Source organism: Streptomyces sp. NBC_00019, assembly GCF_045041015.1.
GTDB lineage: Bacteria > Actinomycetota > Actinomycetes > Streptomycetales > Streptomycetaceae > Streptomyces.
The window spans coordinates 7,577,661-7,593,726 of sequence record NZ_CP108302.1; the positions used below are offsets into that span (position 1 = coordinate 7,577,661).

The following is a 16,066-nucleotide window of genomic DNA, read 5'->3' on the forward strand; positions in this document are numbered from 1 at the left end:
GCGGCTACGCGGTCCGAGGAGGGAGCCACCGATGATTCTGCTCCGTCGCCTGCTGGGTGACGTGCTGCGTCGGCAGCGCCAGCGCCAGGGCCGTACTCTGCGCGAAGTCTCCTCGTCCGCCCGAGTCTCACTCGGCTATCTCTCCGAGGTGGAGCGGGGGCAGAAGGAGGCATCTTCCGAGCTGCTCTCCGCCATCTGCGACGCGTTGGACGTACGGATGTCCGAACTGATGCGGGAAGTGAGCGACGAGCTCGCCCTCGCCGAGCTGGCCCAGTCCGCTGCGGCCACCCCCAGCGAACCCGTGCCCACGTCGGTACGTCCGATGCTGGGCTCCGTCTCGGTGGCCGGTGTGCCGCCGGAACGGGTCACCATCAAGGCGCCCGCCGAAGCGGTGGACGTCGTCGCCGCTTGATCGTCACGGGCGTTTGCGCTTGAGATGCGCTCGAAGACGCACTGAGGGCGCGCTGAGAAGTGCGGGAAGCCCCGGCCAGGTTTCTCCGGATCATCCGGAGAGGCGTCGGCCGGGGCTTTCGTGCATCGTGGAGTGACATGGTTCGCGGTCACCGGTGCCGGTTGTGCGGACGATGCCTCCCTGCGCTGTCGGTGCGCCCGCGCGGTGGGTGACGCAGGTGACCTAGCTTCGGGTTGTTCGGGTTGGTCGGCCTGCTCGTCTCGTTCACCCCGTTCGTCCTGCTCCGGCTGGAGGTGGGTTGATGGCGCGGCCGATAGTGCGGTGGGGGGTGGCCCTCGGGGCCGGGGTGGTGTGGTGGTGGGCCGTGCTGCGGCTGGCCTTCGCTCCCGGCGCGGGGGTGCTGGAGGGTGCGGTCGCCGCCGGAGGGTGGGGGCTGAGTCTGCTGCCGGTCCACTGTGTGCCCAGGGCACGGGCGGCCGGGGCGCTTGCCGTGGGGCGGTGGCGGGCGGCCTGGGGGGTCACCACGGCATCGCCACTCCGCCGTTCGGACGCAGGATCTGACCCGTCGTGAAGGACGAGGCATCGGACGCCAGATACAGCACGGCGTGGGCGATGTCCTCCGGCTCGCCGACCCGGCCCAGCGGGGACATCCGGGCCATCAGCGCCTCGGTCCGCTCCTGGGCCTCGCCGTGGCGGTCGGTCATGGGGGTGCGGATCCAGCCCGGGGCGACGGCGTTGACGCGGATGCCGTGGCGGCCCACCTCGGTCGCCAGGGTCTTCGTCAGCTGGACGACGGCCGCTTTGGCGGCGCCGTAGCAGAGCAGGCCGGGACCGCCGGTGTCGACGGCGCCGGAGGCCATCGTGACGATGCTGCCCCTGGTCCGGTGCTCCAACATCAGTCGGGCCGCCTCCTGGCACGCGTACAGGACTCCCTTGAAGTTGACGTTCAGGACCCGGTCGAGGTCCTCGTCCCGGGTCTCCAGGACCGGGCTGCTGTGCATGATTCCGGCGATCGCCGCCATCACGTCGAGGCGCTCGCAGGAGGCGACGGCCTGGTGGAGCTGGTCGCGGTCCGTGACGTCGAGGTGGTGGGTGTGGGCGGTACCGCCCGCGTCCTTGATCAGGGTCGCCGTCTCGTGCAGGCCCTGCGCGTCCCGGTCCGCGCAATGCACGGTGGCGCCGGCTTCGGCGAGCAGGATCGCGGAGGCACGGCCGATACCGCCGGCGGCGCCGGTGACGAATGCGGTGCGTCCGGTCAGGTCGTACGCGCTGACGGTCATGGGGGGACGGTACGAGGGTTTCTGACGGGTCGTCAATTAGTCGTACGGTGTGGGGTTCCGGGGCGTCGGGCGGTGCCGGGGGCCGGTCCGGTCTGGCATGCCGGGCACCAGTAGGTGGGGCGTTCGCGGGAGCCGTCGCCCTGGTCGGCCTTGCGGACGGGGGTGTGGCAGCGCAGGCACGGGTGGCGGGCGCGGCCGTAGACGAAGAGGTCCCGGCCGCGACGGCCCGTGGTGGTGCGGACCGGGCGGTCGCGGTTGGCCTCCAGGAGCTTCTTGGCTAGCAGGGGCAGCTTGGCCGCGCGGTCCTCGGGGAGGGCGCCGACAGGGAGCCACGGGGTGACGCCGAGCAGGAAGCAGAGCTCGCTCTTGTACACATTGCCGATGCCGGCGAGGTTGCGCTGGTCGAGGAGCGCTTCGCCGAGGGGGCGGGCGGGGTCCTGGAGGAGGTTGGCGAGGGAGCGGTCCGGGTCCCAGTCGGGGCCCAGGAGATCGGGGCCCAGATGTCCCACGGCACGGTGTTCGTCGGTGGTGCGCAGGAGTTCCAGGACGGGGAGGCGGTAGCCGACGGCCGTGCGGTCGGCGGTGCCGAGGATCGCGCGGATCTGGTGGGTGGGGCCGCCGGTCCAGCGCTGGTCCGTGGCGTACACCTTCCAGGAGCCGTCCATTTTGAGGTGCGAGTGGAGGGTCAGGCCGCCCTCGATACGGGTGAGCAGGTGCTTGCCGCGTGGGGTGACGCCGAGGACGGTCCGGCCTGTGAGGTCGGCCGTGGCGTACTTGGGGACGCGGAGGTCGCTGCGGGTGAGTACCTTGCCGGCGAGGGCGGTGTGCAGTCGGCTCGCTGCCTGCCAGACGGTGTCTCCTTCGGGCATGGGTCAAGGGTGGCACGGGGTGGCGTGGTGTGGTGGTTGGGCGCCTCACGGGTTGGGGCCTGCTGTCGTGTGGCGGGTGCGGGCTGTATGTGGCTACCAGGGGCGCGGGGCTGTATCGATATGCGGCTCCGCCGCGGGGCGCGACCGGGTCTCGGTGGCCGTCGGCCAATAGGCGAGGGCCAGAGGGCGGCTGGGTGTGTCAGGCCCTCAGGCGCAGGCCTCGGGGGGTGGCGATGAAGCCTGCTCCTTCCAGGAGGGTGCCGATGGGGGAGGTCAGGGCGGAGGCGCCGTTGACGCGTTCCACGGTGACCGTGCCGAGGGAGCCCGCGCGGGCGGCCGTGGCGAGGGCTTCGGCGGCCGACTGGAGGCGTGGGTCGTCGGTGGCCTTGGCGTCCGGGTCCTCCGGCCAGGCCAGCAGGGTCTTGCCGCCGCGCTCCATGTAGAGCGTCAGCTCGCCGTCCACCAGGACCACCAGGGACCCCGCCTTACGGCCTGCCTTGTGGCCGGCGCCGGTCGGGGGCTCCGGCCAGGGGAGGGCGGCGCCGTACGCGTTCGCCGGGTCGGCGGCGGCGAGGACGACGGCTCGGGATTCGGGGGTGCGGGCCGGGGTCCGGTGGGGGGTGACGGGGCGGCCTGCCGGTGAGGCCAGGTCGCGGGGGGAGACGTAGTCGCCGGGGGAGCGTGGGGCCTCGTCCAGCCAGTCGAAGTCGGCGAAGCCTTCGGCGGGGGCGGTACCGGCGGGCGCCTCGAAGGTGTCCTGTGTGCTGGGGGCGCCGAAGCCGGTGTTCGCGCCCGGCAGGCCGTCTCCCCGTTCCCGGGCGTTGGCCACCGCGCGGAGGCGGTCTACCGCGCCGTCCATGGCGAACTGGGCGGCGCCGAGGCCTTCCACGACGTAGCCGCGGCGGGCCTGGCCGGTCTCCTCGAAGGCGGACAGGATGCGGTACGTCGCCGAGAAGCCGCCCTCGACGCCTTCCGCGGAGACCGCGCCCCGGGTCACCACGCCGTGCCGGTCGAGGAGGGTTCGGGCCAGGGCGTGCGCGCGCAGGGTGGGGTCGGGCTCCCGGTCGGGCAGCAGGGACCAGCGGCCGGCGACCGTGGGCGGGCCGGTTCGGGAGGCGGGGCGGGCGGCGCCGGTGAGGGAGCCGTAGCGGCCGCGCGGGACCGTGCGTTTGGCGCGGTGGGCCGTGGAGCCGGCTGTGCGGCCCGAACCCAGCAGGGAGCGCATCGGTGCGAGTGTGTCGTTGGTCAGGCGGCCGGACCAGGCCAGGTCCCAGACGGTGTCGGCGAGTTGGGGATCGGTGGCGTCGGGGTGGGTGGTCGCTCGGACCTGGTCGGCGATCTGGCGGAAGAACAGGCCGTAGCCGCCGGAGAGGGTGGTCAGGACGGACTCGTGAAGTGCCGTCAGCTCCAAGGGGTGCGGTGGCGGCAGGAGCAGGGGCGCCGCGTCGGCGAGATAGAGGGAGACCCAGCCGTCCTTGCCGGGGAGGGAGCCCGCTCCGGCCCACACCAGCTCGCCCGCGGAGGTGAGTTCGTCGAGCATCGCCGGGGTGTAGTGCGCGACGCGGGACGGCAGGACCAGCTTCTCCAGGGCGGAGGCGGGCACGGAGGCGCCCTGCAACTGCTCGACCGCGCGCACCAGTCCGTCGGCACCACGCAGCCCGTGGCCCTTGCCGATGTGCTGCCACTGGGGGAGGAACTGGGCGAGGGCGGGTGGGGAGACCGGCTCCAACTCGTGGCGCAGCGCGGCCAGGGAACGGCGGCGCAGTCGGCGCAGTACGGCGGCGTCGCACCACTCCTGGCCGATGCCCGCGGGGTGGAACTCGCCTTGTACGACACGTCCGTTCGCGGAGAGGCGCTGCAACGCGCCTTCCGTGACCGCCACGCCGAGGCCGAACCGGGCCGCCGCGGCCGCCGAGGTGAACGGGCCGTGGGTGCGGGCATGGCGTGCGAGGAGGTCGCCGAGCGGATCCTTGACCGGTTCCGTGAAGGCTTCCGGTACGCCGACCGGCAGTGCTGTGCCCAGTGCGTCGCGCAGGCGGCCGGCGTCCTCGATCGCCGCCCAGTGGTCGGTGCCGGCGATACGGACCTTGATCGCGCGCCGGGCTCGGGCGAGCTCCTGCGCCCACTGCGGCTCCGCTCCCCGCTCGGCCAGCTCCGTGTCCGTGAGGGGGCCCAGGAGGCGGAGGAGGTCCGCGACGCTCTCGGCGTCCTTGGCCCGGCGGTCCTCGGTGAGCCACTGGAGTTCTTGTTCCAGTTCGGCCAGCACCTCGGCGTCGAGCAGCTCGCGCAGCTCCGCCTGGCCGAGCAGTTCGGCCAGCAGACGGGAGTCGAGGGACAGGGCCGCCGCGCGGCGCTCGGCGAGCGGTGAGTCCCCCTCGTACAGGAACTGGGCGACGTATCCGAAGAGGAGTGAGCGGGCGAAGGGGGACGGCTCGGGGGTGGTGACCTCGACCAGGCGGACCTTGCGGGACTCCAGGTCGCCCATCAGCTCGACGAGGCCGGGGACGTCGAAGACATCCTGGAGACACTCGCGGACCGCCTCCAGGACGATCGGGAACGAGCCGAACTCGCTGGCGACCTGGAGCAGTTGGGCGGCGCGCTGGCGTTGCTGCCACAACGGGGTGCGCTTGCCCGGGCTGCGGCGCGGCAGCAGGAGCGCGCGGGCGGCGCACTCGCGGAAGCGCGACGCGAACAGGGCCGATCCGCCCACCTGGTCGGTGACGACCTGGTCGACCTCGCCCTTGTCGAAGACGACGTCCGCGGCGCCCACGGGGGCCTGGTCCGCGTCGTACTCCGTGCCGAGCTTGGTCGGTTCCTGGTCGAGCAGGTCCAGGCCCATCAGGTCGGCGTCGGGAAGCCGTAGGACGATGCCGTCGTCGGCGTGCATGACCTGGGCGTCCATGCCGTACCGCTCGGAGAGCTTGGCGCCCAGGGCGAGGGCCCATGGGGCGTGCACCTGGGCGCCGAAGGGGGAGTGGACGACCACGCGCCAGTCGCCGAGTTCGTCGCGGAAGCGCTCCACGACGATCGTGCGGTCGTCGGGGATGTGGCCGCAGGCCTCGCGTTGTTCGGCGAGGTACGCCAGGACATTGTCGGCCGCCCAGGTGTCCAGGCCTGCCGCGAGGAGGCGCGGGCGGGACTTGTCCTTGGGGAGCGAGCCGACCTCGCGGAGGAACGCGCCCACCGCGCGGCCGAGTTCGAGCGGGCGGCCCAGCTGGTCGCCCTTCCAGAAGGGGAGCCTGCCCGGGACACCGGGGGCGGGGGAGACCAGGACGCGGTCGCGGGTGATGTCCTCGATGCGCCAGGAGCTGGTGCCGAGCGTGAAGACGTCGCCGACTCGCGACTCGTAGACCATCTCCTCGTCGAGCTCGCCCACCCTTCCGCCGCCCTTCTTCGGGTCGGCTCCGGCGAGGAACACTCCGAAGAGGCCGCGGTCGGGGATCGTGCCGCCGGAGGTGACGGCGAGGCGCTGGGCGCCGGGGCGGCCGGTGATCGTGCCGGCGACCCGGTCCCAGACCACGCGGGGGCGCAGTTCCGCGAAGGCGTCGGACGGGTAGCGGCCCGCGAGCATGTCGAGGACCGCGGTGAAGGCGGAGTCGGGCAGGGAGGCGAAGGGAGCGGCCCGGCGGACCATGGCGAGGAGGTCGTCCAGCTGCCAGGTGTCCATCGACGTCATCGCGACCAACTGCTGGGCCAGTACGTCCAGGGGGTTGGCGGGGACCTTCAGGGACTCGATGGAGCCGGTGCGCATGCGTTCGGTGACGACCGCTGCCTGGACCAGGTCGCCTCGGTACTTCGGGAAGACCACGCCGGTGGAGACCGCGCCCACCTGGTGGCCCGCGCGGCCCACGCGTTGGAGGCCGGAGGCTACGGAGGGGGGTGACTCGACCTGGACGACCAGGTCCACCGCGCCCATGTCGATGCCGAGTTCGAGGCTGGAGGTGGCGACCACCGCGGGGAGGCGGCCCGCCTTGAGGTCTTCTTCGACGAGGGCGCGTTGTTCCTTGGAGACCGAGCCGTGGTGGGCGCGGGCGATGAGCGGGGGTGCGCCCTGGGCCGCGCCTGAGCCGCCCATGAGTTCTGCGGGGGCGTGGTGTTCGTCCAGGGTTTCGCCTGTTGCCCGTTCGTAGGCGATCTCGTTGAGGCGGTTGCAGAGGCGTTCGGCCAGGCGGCGGGAGTTGGCGAACACGATCGTGGAGCGGTGGGACTGGACGAGGTCGGCGATGCGCTCCTCCACGTGGGGCCAGATCGAGGGGCGTTCTGCGCCCTCGGTGCCGTCGGCCACCGGGGAGCCGCCCAGTTCGCCCAGGTCCTCCACGGGGACCACGACGGACAGGTCGAATTCCTTGCCGGATTTCGGTTGGACGATCTCCACCTTGCGGCGAGGGGAGAGGTAACGGGCGACCTCGTCGACCGGGCGGACGGTCGCGGAGAGGCCGATGCGGCGGGCCGGCTTCGGGAGGAGTTCGTCGAGGCGTTCGAGGGAGAGGGCGAGGTGGGCGCCGCGTTTGGTGCCCGCGACGGCGTGCACCTCGTCGAGGATCACCGTTTCGATGCCGGTCAGCGCGTCGCGGGTGGCCGACGTCAGCATCAGGAACAGGGACTCCGGGGTGGTGATCAGGATGTCCGGGGGGCGGGTGGAAAGGGCGCGGCGCTCGGCGGCGGGGGTGTCGCCGGAGCGGATGCCCACCTTGACCTCGGGCTCCGGGAGGCCGAGGCGGACGGATTCCTGGCGGATGCCGGTCAGGGGGCTGCGGAGGTTGCGCTCCACGTCGACCGCGAGGGCCTTGAGGGGGGAGACGTAGAGGACCCGGCAGCGCTTGCGCGGGTCCGCGGGTGGGGGTGTGGAGGTCAGCTGGTCCAGGGCGGCGAGGAAGGCGGCCAGGGTCTTGCCGGAGCCGGTGGGAGCGACCACGAGGACGTCCGAGCCCTCTTTGATGGCGTTCCACGCGCCGGCCTGGGCTGCGGTGGGCGCGTCGAAGGCTCCCGTGAACCAGCCGCGGGTGGCGGGGGAGAAGCCGTCCAGGGCTCGGCGTGCGTCGCTGACCATGTGTCCATCCTGCACCCGGGTACTGACAACGGCTCTGAACTGCGGATTACCTCCGGTGGTGGGGGTGCGCCTTGATGCCTGCGGCGGCCTGTGCGGTTCGGTGGGGGTTCGCGTTGCGCATGGCGGTTCGTTGTGGGTCGGTGCCGCACCGGGGGGTGTCCGTCCTCGGTCGGGCGGGGCTGTCTCTTTGGGCTGTGCTGTTGGTTGGTCGCCCGACGCTGCGGGCGGACCCCCCCGGTACGTCCCCTGCTCGCCGTTGCACCGGTGCCTCGCCGCGGGGGTGCACACCGTGACCGACAATGGTCGTATGGCGGGTTCCGGCGAGCGGGCTAGGCACTGGCAGTACGCCGAACTGCCGGGGGTCGATCTGCTGCGGGCCCGGTACGTGCGGAAGAACTTTGTGCGGCACACGCACGAGAACTTCGTGATCGCCGCCATCGCCGATGGCGTGGAGGTTTTTCACTATCGGGGTGCCGATCGGTATGCGGGGGCCGGGTCGCTCGCGCTGGTCAATCCCGACACCGCGCATACCGGGCGGGCGGGGGTGCCCGAGGGGTGGCGGTACGGGGCGGTGTATCCGTCGCCCGAGGTGGTGGCGGAGATCGCCGGTGAGACCACGGCGATCCGCGGTACGCCGGGGTTTGTCAGCCCGGTCCTCGACGATCCCTATGCCGCTGGGCTCGTGCATCAGGTGCTGCGGGCCGCGGACGAGGGGAACGCGCTGGCCGCCGACACGCTGCTGCGGGTTGCCGTGACCCGGTTGCTGCGGCTCAACGGTGGGGCGTTGCCGGAGCGGGAGGTGCGGACGGCGGGGGCGCGGGTCGCGGCACGGGCGCGTGGTGTGCTGGAGGAACGGATGGTCGCGCCGCCGACCCTGGAGCGGCTGGCCGCGGAGCTCGGTGCCGGTCCGTTCGCGTTGCTGCGGGCCTTCCGGGACGCGTACGGGATGCCGCCGCATGCCTGGCTGACCGATGCGCGGGTGCGGCGGGCCCGGCGGCTGCTGGACGCGGGGACCTCTCCGGCCGAGGCCGCCATTGCCGTGGGGTTCACCGATCAGCCGCATCTGAACCGGCACTTCACCCGGATCGTCGGCGTGCCTCCCGGGGCGTATCAGCGCGAGCGCAAGAACGTACAAGACGGCGGGCGGGCATTGGTCCTACCGTCCGATGCGTGCCAGAACAGACAGCTCTCCCAGACACACGCGCCGACGACGGAGGAAGGCCGGACGCCGCCGTCGTACGGGACGCCCTCGGGGTCGGGGTCGCCGTAGGACTGTCGGGGTTCGCCTTCGGGGTGACCTCGGCGGGCAGCGGGCTCACCCTGCTGCAGACCTGTGCGCTCAGTCTCCTGGTGTTCACCGGGGCGTCCCAGTTCGCGCTCGTGGGCGCGCTCGCCGCCGGTGGCAATCCGCTGACCGCGGCCGCCGGGGCGTTCTTCCTGGGTGTGCGCAACGCGTTCTACGGGCTGCGTCTTTCACAGTTGCTCGCCCTTCCGCGCGCGGTACGGCCCTTTGCCGCTCAGTGGGTCATCGACGAGACGGCGGCGGTCGCGCTGGCCCAGCCCACCCGGCGCAGTGTGCGCATCGGGTTCGCCGTCACGGGGCTCAGCCTGTACGTGCTGTGGAACCTCACGACTCTGCTCGGTGCGCTGGGTGCCGAGGCGATCGGCGACACGGACGCGTGGGGCCTCGATGCGGCCGGGCCCGCTGTGTTCCTGGCGTTGCTCGCGCCGATGCTCAGGACCGCCACCGAGCGTGCCGTCGCCGGGCTCGCCGTCCTGCTGGGGCTCGGTCTGCTGCCTGTGCTGCCCGCCGGTGTGCCTGTCCTGGCGGCCGCTCTTGCGGCGCCCTTCGTGCTGTGGGTTCAGGGACGTCGTAGGGGGAAGCGGTGAACGTCTGGATCGCGATCGGTGTCACCGCGCTCGGTTGTTACGCCGTCAAGCTCCTCGGGCTGCTCGTCCCCGCGGGTGCCCTGGAGCGGCCTCTCGTCAGGCGGCTCGCCGCTCTGCTGCCGGTCGCCCTGCTTGCCGCGCTCACGGCTCAGCAGACCTTCGCCGACGGGCGCGACCTCGTGCTGGACGCCAGGGTCGCGGGGCTTGCGGCGGCCGCGCTCGCGCTGGTGTTGCGCGCCCCCTTCCTGCTCGTTGTCGCGGCAGCCGTGGTGGTGACGGCGGGCGTGCGGGCCATCGGGTGAGGATCAGCCGACCGGGCGGCCGTCGCGTGGAGATCAGCCGATCGAGCGGCCGTACGCCCTCAGGGTGCGCAGTGCCTCGATCGTCACTATGGGGCGTGCCTCCAGGGCCGCACTCGGGGCCCACTGGCGCCAGCGGATCGGCCAGCCGCCGTCCTCCTGCTGTTCGCCCGTGAGGAAGTCCAGGGAGTGCTCCATCTCCTCGTCCGTGAACCACGCGCGCGCGAGCGAGTACGGAGTCCTCGCGTAGTCGTGCGGGAAGTGGTGCTCGCCCGGGGCGTAGCCGGGCGACACCGGGTAGGAGTCGAGGTGTTCCGGGTCCAGTGCCGCGAGACGGTGCTCGCGCACCAGGCGCCCGAGCCGGTCGGCGGCCGCCTCCGCGCGCGGACGGTCGGAAGCGGAGTCCAGGAAGGCCACGGCGGCCTGCACCTCGTACGGGTGCGACTGCCGCAGGGACTCGACCGCGTGCCAGCAGAAGTCCGTGGCCCGGAACAGCCAGGCGTGCCACACCTCGTTGCGGTGCAGCAGGCCCACCACCGGGCCGGTGGCGAGGAGCTCGCTGGGCGGGTCGTCCACGATCGGGATGAACGGGGCCGCGGGATAGCCGCGCTGGCTGGGACGGATCGCCGGCAGGGCGCCGTCCGGGCTGGAGACCGATGTCAGATAGCGGCACACCCGTTCCACACGCTGCCCGCCGCAGCGGCCGATGGCGTCCAGGACGCGCAGCGCGTGACCGGCGTGCAGCGGCTGGCTGACCGGGCCGCGCAGGTCGGGTTCCAGCGCGTGGCCGTATCCGCCGTCCTCGTTGCGGTAGGCGTCCAGCGCGGTCTCCACCGGGTCGGCGTTCCCGTTCAGGAAGTGGTGCGCGAAGAGGCGCTGTTCCAGCACGCGCGCGGTGAGCCAGACGAAGTGCTCGGCGCGGAAGAGCGGGGAGTGCGCCGGGGGCGACGGGGGGAGTGGGGAAGCTCCTGTTTCGGCCATGCGTCAGACCGTAGGACGGAAAGCGTTCTCGGCAAGCGGTCCCGGCCGAGGCCCACTCTCAGGGGCGGGATACTGGTGTCATGCGGTTGACGGTCTTCTGGCAGCGGATGGCGGAGCACTTCGGTCCGGGCTCCGCCGAGAACTTCGCGCGTGACCACGTCATGGCGGAGCTCGGTGGGCGCACGGTGTACGAGGCGCTGGACTGTGGCTGGGAAGCCAAAGACGTGTGGCGTGTGGTGTGCGGCGTCATGAACGTGCCACAAGAACAGCGCTGACCGGTCACTAAGATCGGAGGGGGGCAGCGCATTGTCGGCCACGTGGGCGAAACTTGCTCCGTGGCACCCACCGACGAGACCGACGAGGTCCCCCAGCACGCGTCGCCGTTCGGCACGACGCCGCCCACCCGGCCCCTGGCCGACGGACCCACCGGGGCGAACTCGCGCATGCCACGCTGGATCCCGCGTGCCGTGGTGCTCACGCTCGCCCTCTATGCCGCCTTCCAGTTGGGCACATGGGCCTTCCACCAGCTCACCGGGCTGCTGATCAACGTCCTCATCGCGTTCTTCCTGGCTCTGGCCATCGAACCGGCGGTGAGCTGGATGGCCTCGCGCGGGGTGCGCCGGGGGCTGGGCGCCTTCCTCGTCTTCCTCGCCGTGCTGATCGTGTCCGCGGGCTTCGTGACCCTGCTCGGCACCATGCTGGCGAACCAGATCATCAAGATCGTCGAGGATTTCCCCGCCTACATCGACTCCGTCATCAACTGGATCAACACGCACTTCCACACCGACCTGAAGCGGGTGGACGTGCAGGAGGGGCTGCTGCGCTCCGACTGGCTGCGCAACTACGTGCAGAACAGCGCCACCGGCGTCCTGGACGTGTCCGCCCAGGTTCTCGGCGGGCTCTTCCAGCTGCTGACGGTCGCGCTGTTCTCGTTCTACTTCGCCGCGGACGGCCCGCGACTGCGCCGTGCGCTCTGCTCGGTCCTGCCGCCCGCCAAGCAGGCGGAGGTGCTGCGGGCCTGGGAGATCGCCGTCAACAAGACCGGCGGCTATCTGTACTCACGCGGTCTGATGGCGCTGATCTCCGGTGTCGCGCACTACATCCTGCTCCAGGCCCTGGCGGTGCCCAACGCGCCCGTGCTCGCCGTCTGGGTGGGGCTGGTCTCGCAGTTCATCCCGACGATCGGTACGTATCTCGCGGGCGCCCTGCCGATGCTGATCGCGTTCACGGTCGATCCCTGGTACGCGCTGTGGGTGCTGATCTTTGTCGTGATCTACCAGCAGTTCGAGAACTACGTGCTGCAGCCCAAGCTGACCTCGAAGACCGTCGACGTCCACCCTGCCGTCGCCTTCGGCTCGGTCATCGCCGGTACCGCCCTGCTCGGTGCGGTGGGTGCGCTGATCGCCATTCCGGCGGTCGCCACGCTGCAGGCGTTCCTGGGGGCGTATGTGAAGCGGTACGACGTCACGGACGACCCCCGGGTCCACGGTCACCGCCTGTCGGATTCCAACCTCTTCACGCGCGCGCGTGCGCTGTGGACGAGGCGGCCCGGGGAGCGGGACTCGACGGACGACGCCTCCTGAGAGGCGTGCCTGTCAGACCCTCGTGGCCTTTCGCAGCGTGGCGACGGCCCCGGCGACGACCAGCCCGGCGAGAGCGATGATTTCGGCGCCGGTCGAGATGATGAGCGCGGTGTCCCCCGACGCGAGGTGGTCGCCGGTGTTCGGGGTCAGGAATGCGCCCGCGCCGATGAACAGGCCGACCGTGAGAGCGAGCCCGGCCGTCCGGCGGCTGGTGCGCCAGAACAGCAGTCCCGCCGCCACCAGCGGGATGACGAGGCCCGGCGGGACGGCCGGGTAGTCCGCACCGGCGGCGATCTGGCCTGCGATGGATGCGGCCAGCAGGAGCAGGGCGGCCAGGGTGGCGGTGACGGCGGGAGTGCGTGTCGGCATGGTGCCTTCCTCGGCGGGCTTCACGGGCTCGTAGGCGCTCTTCGTGGTCTCCATGACCCAAGGCTCGCGAAGCGAGCCCGTCCCGTCGTCGTACGGCCGGAGGCACCGGTCGTACGACGGGGGAAGCACGTCGGCCCGGAACCTCGGGCGGCATACCGGGCCGCGCGGCGCCGGAGAACCCTCAATAGGCCCGTCCCGGCGGGGTATTCGGAAGCGACAGGGGTATTTCGTGGACTCCGAGGAGGTATGTGCCGTGCGCGCCTTCAAGCGCTGGCTCGACCACAGTCTCACCGCGCAGGCGGTCCTGATCTTCCCGCTGCTCGTGGGGCTCACCGCCCTGTTCCGGCGGCATGAGAACCCGGTCTGGTGGGTGGTTCAAGGCGCGCTCTGCACCACCATCGCCATTGGGTTCCTGGCAGCACAGCGTCGCAGGGCCAGCCGTGCCACCGGCACCGACGCGCGTGGAATCGCCGAGCTCAACCGCAAGATCCGGCACCGTGAGGTGCCGAAGGCGCCCGAGGAGCGGGCCACCATGCGACGGCTGATCGAGGAGGAACTGGGCCGGGTCGAGCGGGGAGGCCGGTGGCTGCCGTACTGGCTGGGCTTCATGGGTCTGATCGCGATCGGCACACTCACTCTCGGAGTGAGCGCCGGCGCGTGGATCCTTCCGCTGGTCCTCGCGATCGGGGTGGTGGGGTTCTGCTGGTGGGCCCTCTGGGCGCGCCGCCGCTTCATCGACCGCTGCCACGACATGCGGTCGGCCCTGCTGAGCTAGCTTCACAACGCCGCCACACATACCGCCCGGAAGTGCCGCGTGGTGCGCTTGACACGAAAATCGAACATCCATTCTTATGGAAGTTCCGGTGAGGCGCGCGGCGGGTGTTTCAGCACGGTTTCGGTGGAGAAGTGACCGAGTTATCCACAGGCCGGACGGGCGTCGGGGCCCATTGTCAGTGGCAGGCGTTAGCGTCTTTGACGTGAAGCGATCGACTCAAGCAAATCGGGTGGAACCCATGGCAGGAACCGACCGCGAGAAGGCCCTGGAAGCCGCTCTCGCACAGATTGAACGGCAATTCGGCAAGGGCGCGGTCATGCGCATGGGCGAGCGGTCGATGGAGCCCATCGAGGTCATCCCGACCGGGTCGACCGCGCTCGACGTCGCCCTCGGCGTCGGCGGCCTGCCGCGCGGCCGCGTGGTGGAGGTGTACGGACCGGAGTCCTCCGGCAAGACCACGCTGACGCTGCACGCGGTGGCGAACGCACAGAAGGCCGGCGGCCAGGTCGCCTTCGTGGACGCGGAGCACGCACTCGACCCCGAGTACGCGAAGAAGCTCGGCGTCGACATCGACAACCTGATCCTGTCCCAGCCGGACAACGGCGAGCAGGCCCTGGAGATCGTGGACATGCTGGTCCGCTCCGGCGCCCTCGACCTCATCGTCATCGACTCCGTCGCAGCACTCGTCCCGCGCGCGGAGATCGAGGGCGAGATGGGTGACAGCCACGTCGGTCTGCAGGCCCGTCTGATGAGCCAGGCCCTGCGGAAGATCACCAGTGCGCTCAACCAGTCCAAGACCACCGCGATCTTCATCAACCAGCTCCGCGAGAAGATCGGCGTGATGTTCGGCTCCCCGGAGACCACGACCGGTGGCCGGGCGCTGAAGTTCTACGCCTCGGTGCGACTCGACATCCGCCGTATCGAGACCCTGAAGGACGGCACGGACGCGGTCGGCAACCGCACCCGCGTCAAGGTCGTCAAGAACAAGGTCGCGCCGCCCTTCAAGCAGGCCGAGTTCGACATCCTCTACGGGCACGGCATCAGCCGCGAGGGCGGCTTGATCGACATGGGTGTGGAGCACGGCTTCGTCCGCAAGGCCGGCGCCTGGTACACGTACGAGGGCGACCAGCTCGGCCAGGGCAAGGAGAACGCCCGCAACTTCCTGAAGGACAACCCCGACCTGGCCAACGAGATCGAGAAGAAGATCCTGGAGAAGCTGGGCGTCGGCGTACGGCCGCAGGAGCCGACCGCCGAGCCGGGCGCTGACGCCGCGGTCACCGCCTCGTCGGACGACGCCGCGAAGACGGTGCCCGCTCCGGCGGCCAAGGCCGCCAAGCCCAAGGCCGCGACTGCCAAGAGCTGACCCCGTGACACGACGAACCGACTGGGCCGAGTACGCCCACCAGGATGCTCCGCGCGAGCGGGGCGGGGCAGGCAACGGGGGATTCTCCGGGCCGGGCGGCGATGCGTACGGGGACGATGCGGGGCGCGGTGCGAACGGGGGACACGGTCGCGCCGCGTCGTACGGCACCGGGGGAGCGTACGGCGACGACCGGGTCTACGGTGCCGGGCAGCCGTACGGCCATGACGCGCCGTACGACGAGGAGCCGGGCGACGGCGCGGTGCCGTCCGGCGGCGGTTCCCGGCGTGGGCGCGGTGGCGCCCGTGGGGGCCGTGCGGCCCGTGGCGAGGGCGGTTCCCGTGGGCGTCGGCAGCGACGCGGCGGGGAGTCGTCCGGTGCGGACGAAGGCGCTCCCTCCTCGTCGAGGGCCGAGCAGGGGGAGTCTTCAGGGGACCCGGTCGAGCGGGCACGGGCTATCTGTCTGCGCCTGCTCACCGGGACCCCGCGCACGCGGAAACAGCTCGCGGACGCCCTGAGCAAGAAGGAGATCCCGGACGAGGCGGCGCAGGAGGTGCTGTCGCGGTTCGAGGAGGTCGGGCTGATCAACGACAGTGCGTTCGCCGAAGCCTGGGTGGAGTCCCGGCACCACGGCCGGGGACTGGCCCGGCGCGCCCTCGCCCAGGAGCTGCGCACCAAGGGCGTCGACTCCACACTGATCGACGCGGCCGTCTCACAGCTCGACTCCGAGCAGGAGGAAGCGACCGCGCGCGACCTCGTCGCCCGCAAGCTGCGCTCCACACGTGGCCTCGACCGCGACAAGCGACTGCGCCGCCTCGCGGGCATGCTCGCCCGCAAGGGGTACCCCGAGGGCATGGCCCTGAGGGTGGTCCGGCAGGCGCTCGAAGAGGAGGGCGAGGACGCGGAGTTCCTCGACGAGGGGTTCTGAAACCGCAGGCTGAGCTTGGCGGGGAGCTGGGGCCAGGGAGCGTGCCGGGGCTGGGCTCGCGGAAGACTTCACGGGGCCGCGAAGGAACCCCGACAGAGAGTCGGCACAGGTGCCCGACCCGCACGGCTTCCGTCCCTCGGCGTCACCGCTCAGTCGGCGCCGCCTTACATTGCCTGCCACGAGGGGTGAGTGAGGAGGGCCTCGTCGCCTGGTCGCGCTGAAGGACGGGCACTTCGCGGCCATGGTCGCCAACTCGGCGACGGGCACCGG

15 protein-coding genes are annotated in these 16,066 nt (G+C 71.6%); 10 read left to right on the top strand and 5 right to left on the bottom strand.

Features of this window, described 5'->3' with window-relative positions; all coding sequences use genetic code 11:
* The first annotated feature begins 31 nt into the window (after positions 1-31).
* Both OHU89_RS35760 and OHU89_RS35765 read left to right on the top strand, forming a co-directional pair.
* Positions 32-412, top strand: coding sequence for a helix-turn-helix domain-containing protein (locus OHU89_RS35760; protein WP_046256999.1), 381 nt, complete (start codon positions 32-34; stop codon positions 410-412).
* Positions 413-713: 301 nt separating this feature from the next.
* The gene (locus OHU89_RS35765; RefSeq protein ID WP_405649102.1) at positions 714-983 is read left to right on the top strand and encodes a hypothetical protein; all 270 of its coding nucleotides are present in this window, start codon (positions 714-716) and stop codon (positions 981-983) included.
* On the opposite strand, the gene OHU89_RS35770 is transcribed toward OHU89_RS35765, so the two are convergent.
* From OHU89_RS35770 to OHU89_RS35780, 3 genes are all read right to left on the bottom strand, one after another.
* Positions 931-1,692 (bottom strand): SDR family NAD(P)-dependent oxidoreductase, encoded by a 762-nt coding sequence (locus OHU89_RS35770; RefSeq protein ID WP_405649103.1) that lies wholly within the window; start codon positions 1,690-1,692, stop codon positions 931-933. The genes OHU89_RS35765 and OHU89_RS35770 overlap by 53 nt on opposite strands.
* A 32-nt stretch (positions 1,693-1,724) precedes the next feature.
* Complete coding sequence (locus OHU89_RS35775; protein ID WP_405649104.1) at positions 1,725-2,561, bottom strand: DNA-formamidopyrimidine glycosylase family protein; 837 nt, start codon at positions 2,559-2,561, stop codon at positions 1,725-1,727.
* Between the two features lie 199 nt (positions 2,562-2,760).
* A complete protein-coding gene (locus tag OHU89_RS35780; RefSeq protein WP_405649105.1) occupies positions 2,761-7,611 on the bottom strand; it encodes an ATP-dependent helicase in 4,851 nt (1,616 codons plus the stop codon).
* A 307-nt stretch (positions 7,612-7,918) separates the two neighbouring features.
* On the opposite strand from OHU89_RS35780, the gene OHU89_RS35785 reads away from it, so the two are divergent.
* Genes OHU89_RS35785 through OHU89_RS35795 form a run of 3 tightly spaced genes read left to right on the top strand, consistent with a single transcriptional unit; the run spans position 7,919 to position 9,803 of the window.
* Positions 7,919-8,881, top strand: a complete 963-nt coding sequence (locus tag OHU89_RS35785; protein ID WP_405649106.1) for an AraC family transcriptional regulator — start codon at positions 7,919-7,921, stop codon at positions 8,879-8,881.
* Positions 8,782-9,501: an AzlC family ABC transporter permease gene (locus tag OHU89_RS35790; protein WP_266887259.1), complete on the top strand. Its 720-nt coding sequence runs from the start codon at positions 8,782-8,784 to the stop codon at positions 9,499-9,501. The genes OHU89_RS35785 and OHU89_RS35790 overlap by 100 nt, the downstream gene beginning before the upstream one ends.
* Entirely contained in the window at positions 9,498-9,803 is a 306-nt protein-coding gene (locus OHU89_RS35795) for an AzlD domain-containing protein (RefSeq protein ID WP_266887257.1), read from the top strand. The genes OHU89_RS35790 and OHU89_RS35795 overlap by 4 nt, the downstream gene beginning before the upstream one ends.
* A gap of 33 nt (positions 9,804-9,836) precedes the next feature.
* Here the strand turns inward: OHU89_RS35795 and OHU89_RS35800 are convergent, their stop codons facing one another.
* Complete coding sequence (locus OHU89_RS35800) at positions 9,837-10,781, bottom strand: hypothetical protein (protein ID WP_405649107.1); 945 nt, start codon at positions 10,779-10,781, stop codon at positions 9,837-9,839.
* Positions 10,782-10,861: 80 nt separating this feature from the next.
* Here OHU89_RS35800 and OHU89_RS35805 point away from each other — a divergent pair, with 80 nt between their 5' ends.
* Entirely contained in the window at positions 10,862-11,056 is a 195-nt protein-coding gene (locus tag OHU89_RS35805; protein WP_266887252.1) for a DUF3046 domain-containing protein, read from the top strand.
* A gap of 60 nt (positions 11,057-11,116) precedes the next feature.
* Entirely contained in the window at positions 11,117-12,364 is a 1,248-nt protein-coding gene (locus OHU89_RS35810; protein ID WP_405649108.1) for an AI-2E family transporter, read from the top strand.
* 12 nt (positions 12,365-12,376) lie between these two features.
* On the opposite strand, the gene OHU89_RS35815 is transcribed toward OHU89_RS35810, so the two are convergent.
* Positions 12,377-12,787, bottom strand: a complete 411-nt coding sequence (locus tag OHU89_RS35815; protein WP_405649109.1) for a hypothetical protein — start codon at positions 12,785-12,787, stop codon at positions 12,377-12,379.
* A 199-nt stretch (positions 12,788-12,986) separates the two neighbouring features.
* Here OHU89_RS35815 and OHU89_RS35820 point away from each other — a divergent pair, with 199 nt between their 5' ends.
* From OHU89_RS35820 to recX, 3 genes are all read left to right on the top strand, one after another.
* Positions 12,987-13,508, top strand: a complete 522-nt coding sequence (locus tag OHU89_RS35820; RefSeq protein WP_405649110.1) for a hypothetical protein — start codon at positions 12,987-12,989, stop codon at positions 13,506-13,508.
* A gap of 238 nt (positions 13,509-13,746) precedes the next feature.
* Positions 13,747-14,871, top strand: coding sequence for a recombinase RecA (gene recA, locus OHU89_RS35825; protein ID WP_266887244.1), 1,125 nt, complete (start codon positions 13,747-13,749; stop codon positions 14,869-14,871).
* A gap of 4 nt (positions 14,872-14,875) precedes the next feature.
* A complete protein-coding gene (gene recX / locus OHU89_RS35830; protein ID WP_405649111.1) occupies positions 14,876-15,796 on the top strand; it encodes a recombination regulator RecX in 921 nt (306 codons plus the stop codon).
* Positions 15,797-16,066 lie beyond the last annotated feature (270 nt).

Bases quoted from the DNA above. Each gene is read 5' to 3' on its own strand.
- OHU89_RS35780 (WP_405649105.1), bottom strand. From the start codon at position 7,611: ATGGTCAGCGACGCACGCCGAGCCCTGGACGGCTTCTCCCCCGCCACC.
- OHU89_RS35785 (WP_405649106.1), top strand. From the start codon at position 7,919: ATGGCGGGTTCCGGCGAGCGGGCTAGGCACTGGCAGTACGCCGAACTG.
- OHU89_RS35800 (WP_405649107.1), bottom strand. From the start codon at position 10,781: ATGGCCGAAACAGGAGCTTCCCCACTCCCCCCGTCGCCCCCGGCGCAC.
- OHU89_RS35775 (WP_405649104.1), bottom strand. From the start codon at position 2,561: ATGCCCGAAGGAGACACCGTCTGGCAGGCAGCGAGCCGACTGCACACC.
- recA (WP_266887244.1), top strand. From the start codon at position 13,747: ATGGCAGGAACCGACCGCGAGAAGGCCCTGGAAGCCGCTCTCGCACAG.
- OHU89_RS35815 (WP_405649109.1), bottom strand. From the start codon at position 12,787: ATGGAGACCACGAAGAGCGCCTACGAGCCCGTGAAGCCCGCCGAGGAA.
- OHU89_RS35760 (WP_046256999.1), top strand. From the start codon at position 32: ATGATTCTGCTCCGTCGCCTGCTGGGTGACGTGCTGCGTCGGCAGCGC.
- OHU89_RS35770 (WP_405649103.1), bottom strand. From the start codon at position 1,692: ATGACCGTCAGCGCGTACGACCTGACCGGACGCACCGCATTCGTCACC.
- OHU89_RS35765 (WP_405649102.1), top strand. From the start codon at position 714: ATGGCGCGGCCGATAGTGCGGTGGGGGGTGGCCCTCGGGGCCGGGGTG.
- OHU89_RS35805 (WP_266887252.1), top strand. From the start codon at position 10,862: ATGCGGTTGACGGTCTTCTGGCAGCGGATGGCGGAGCACTTCGGTCCG.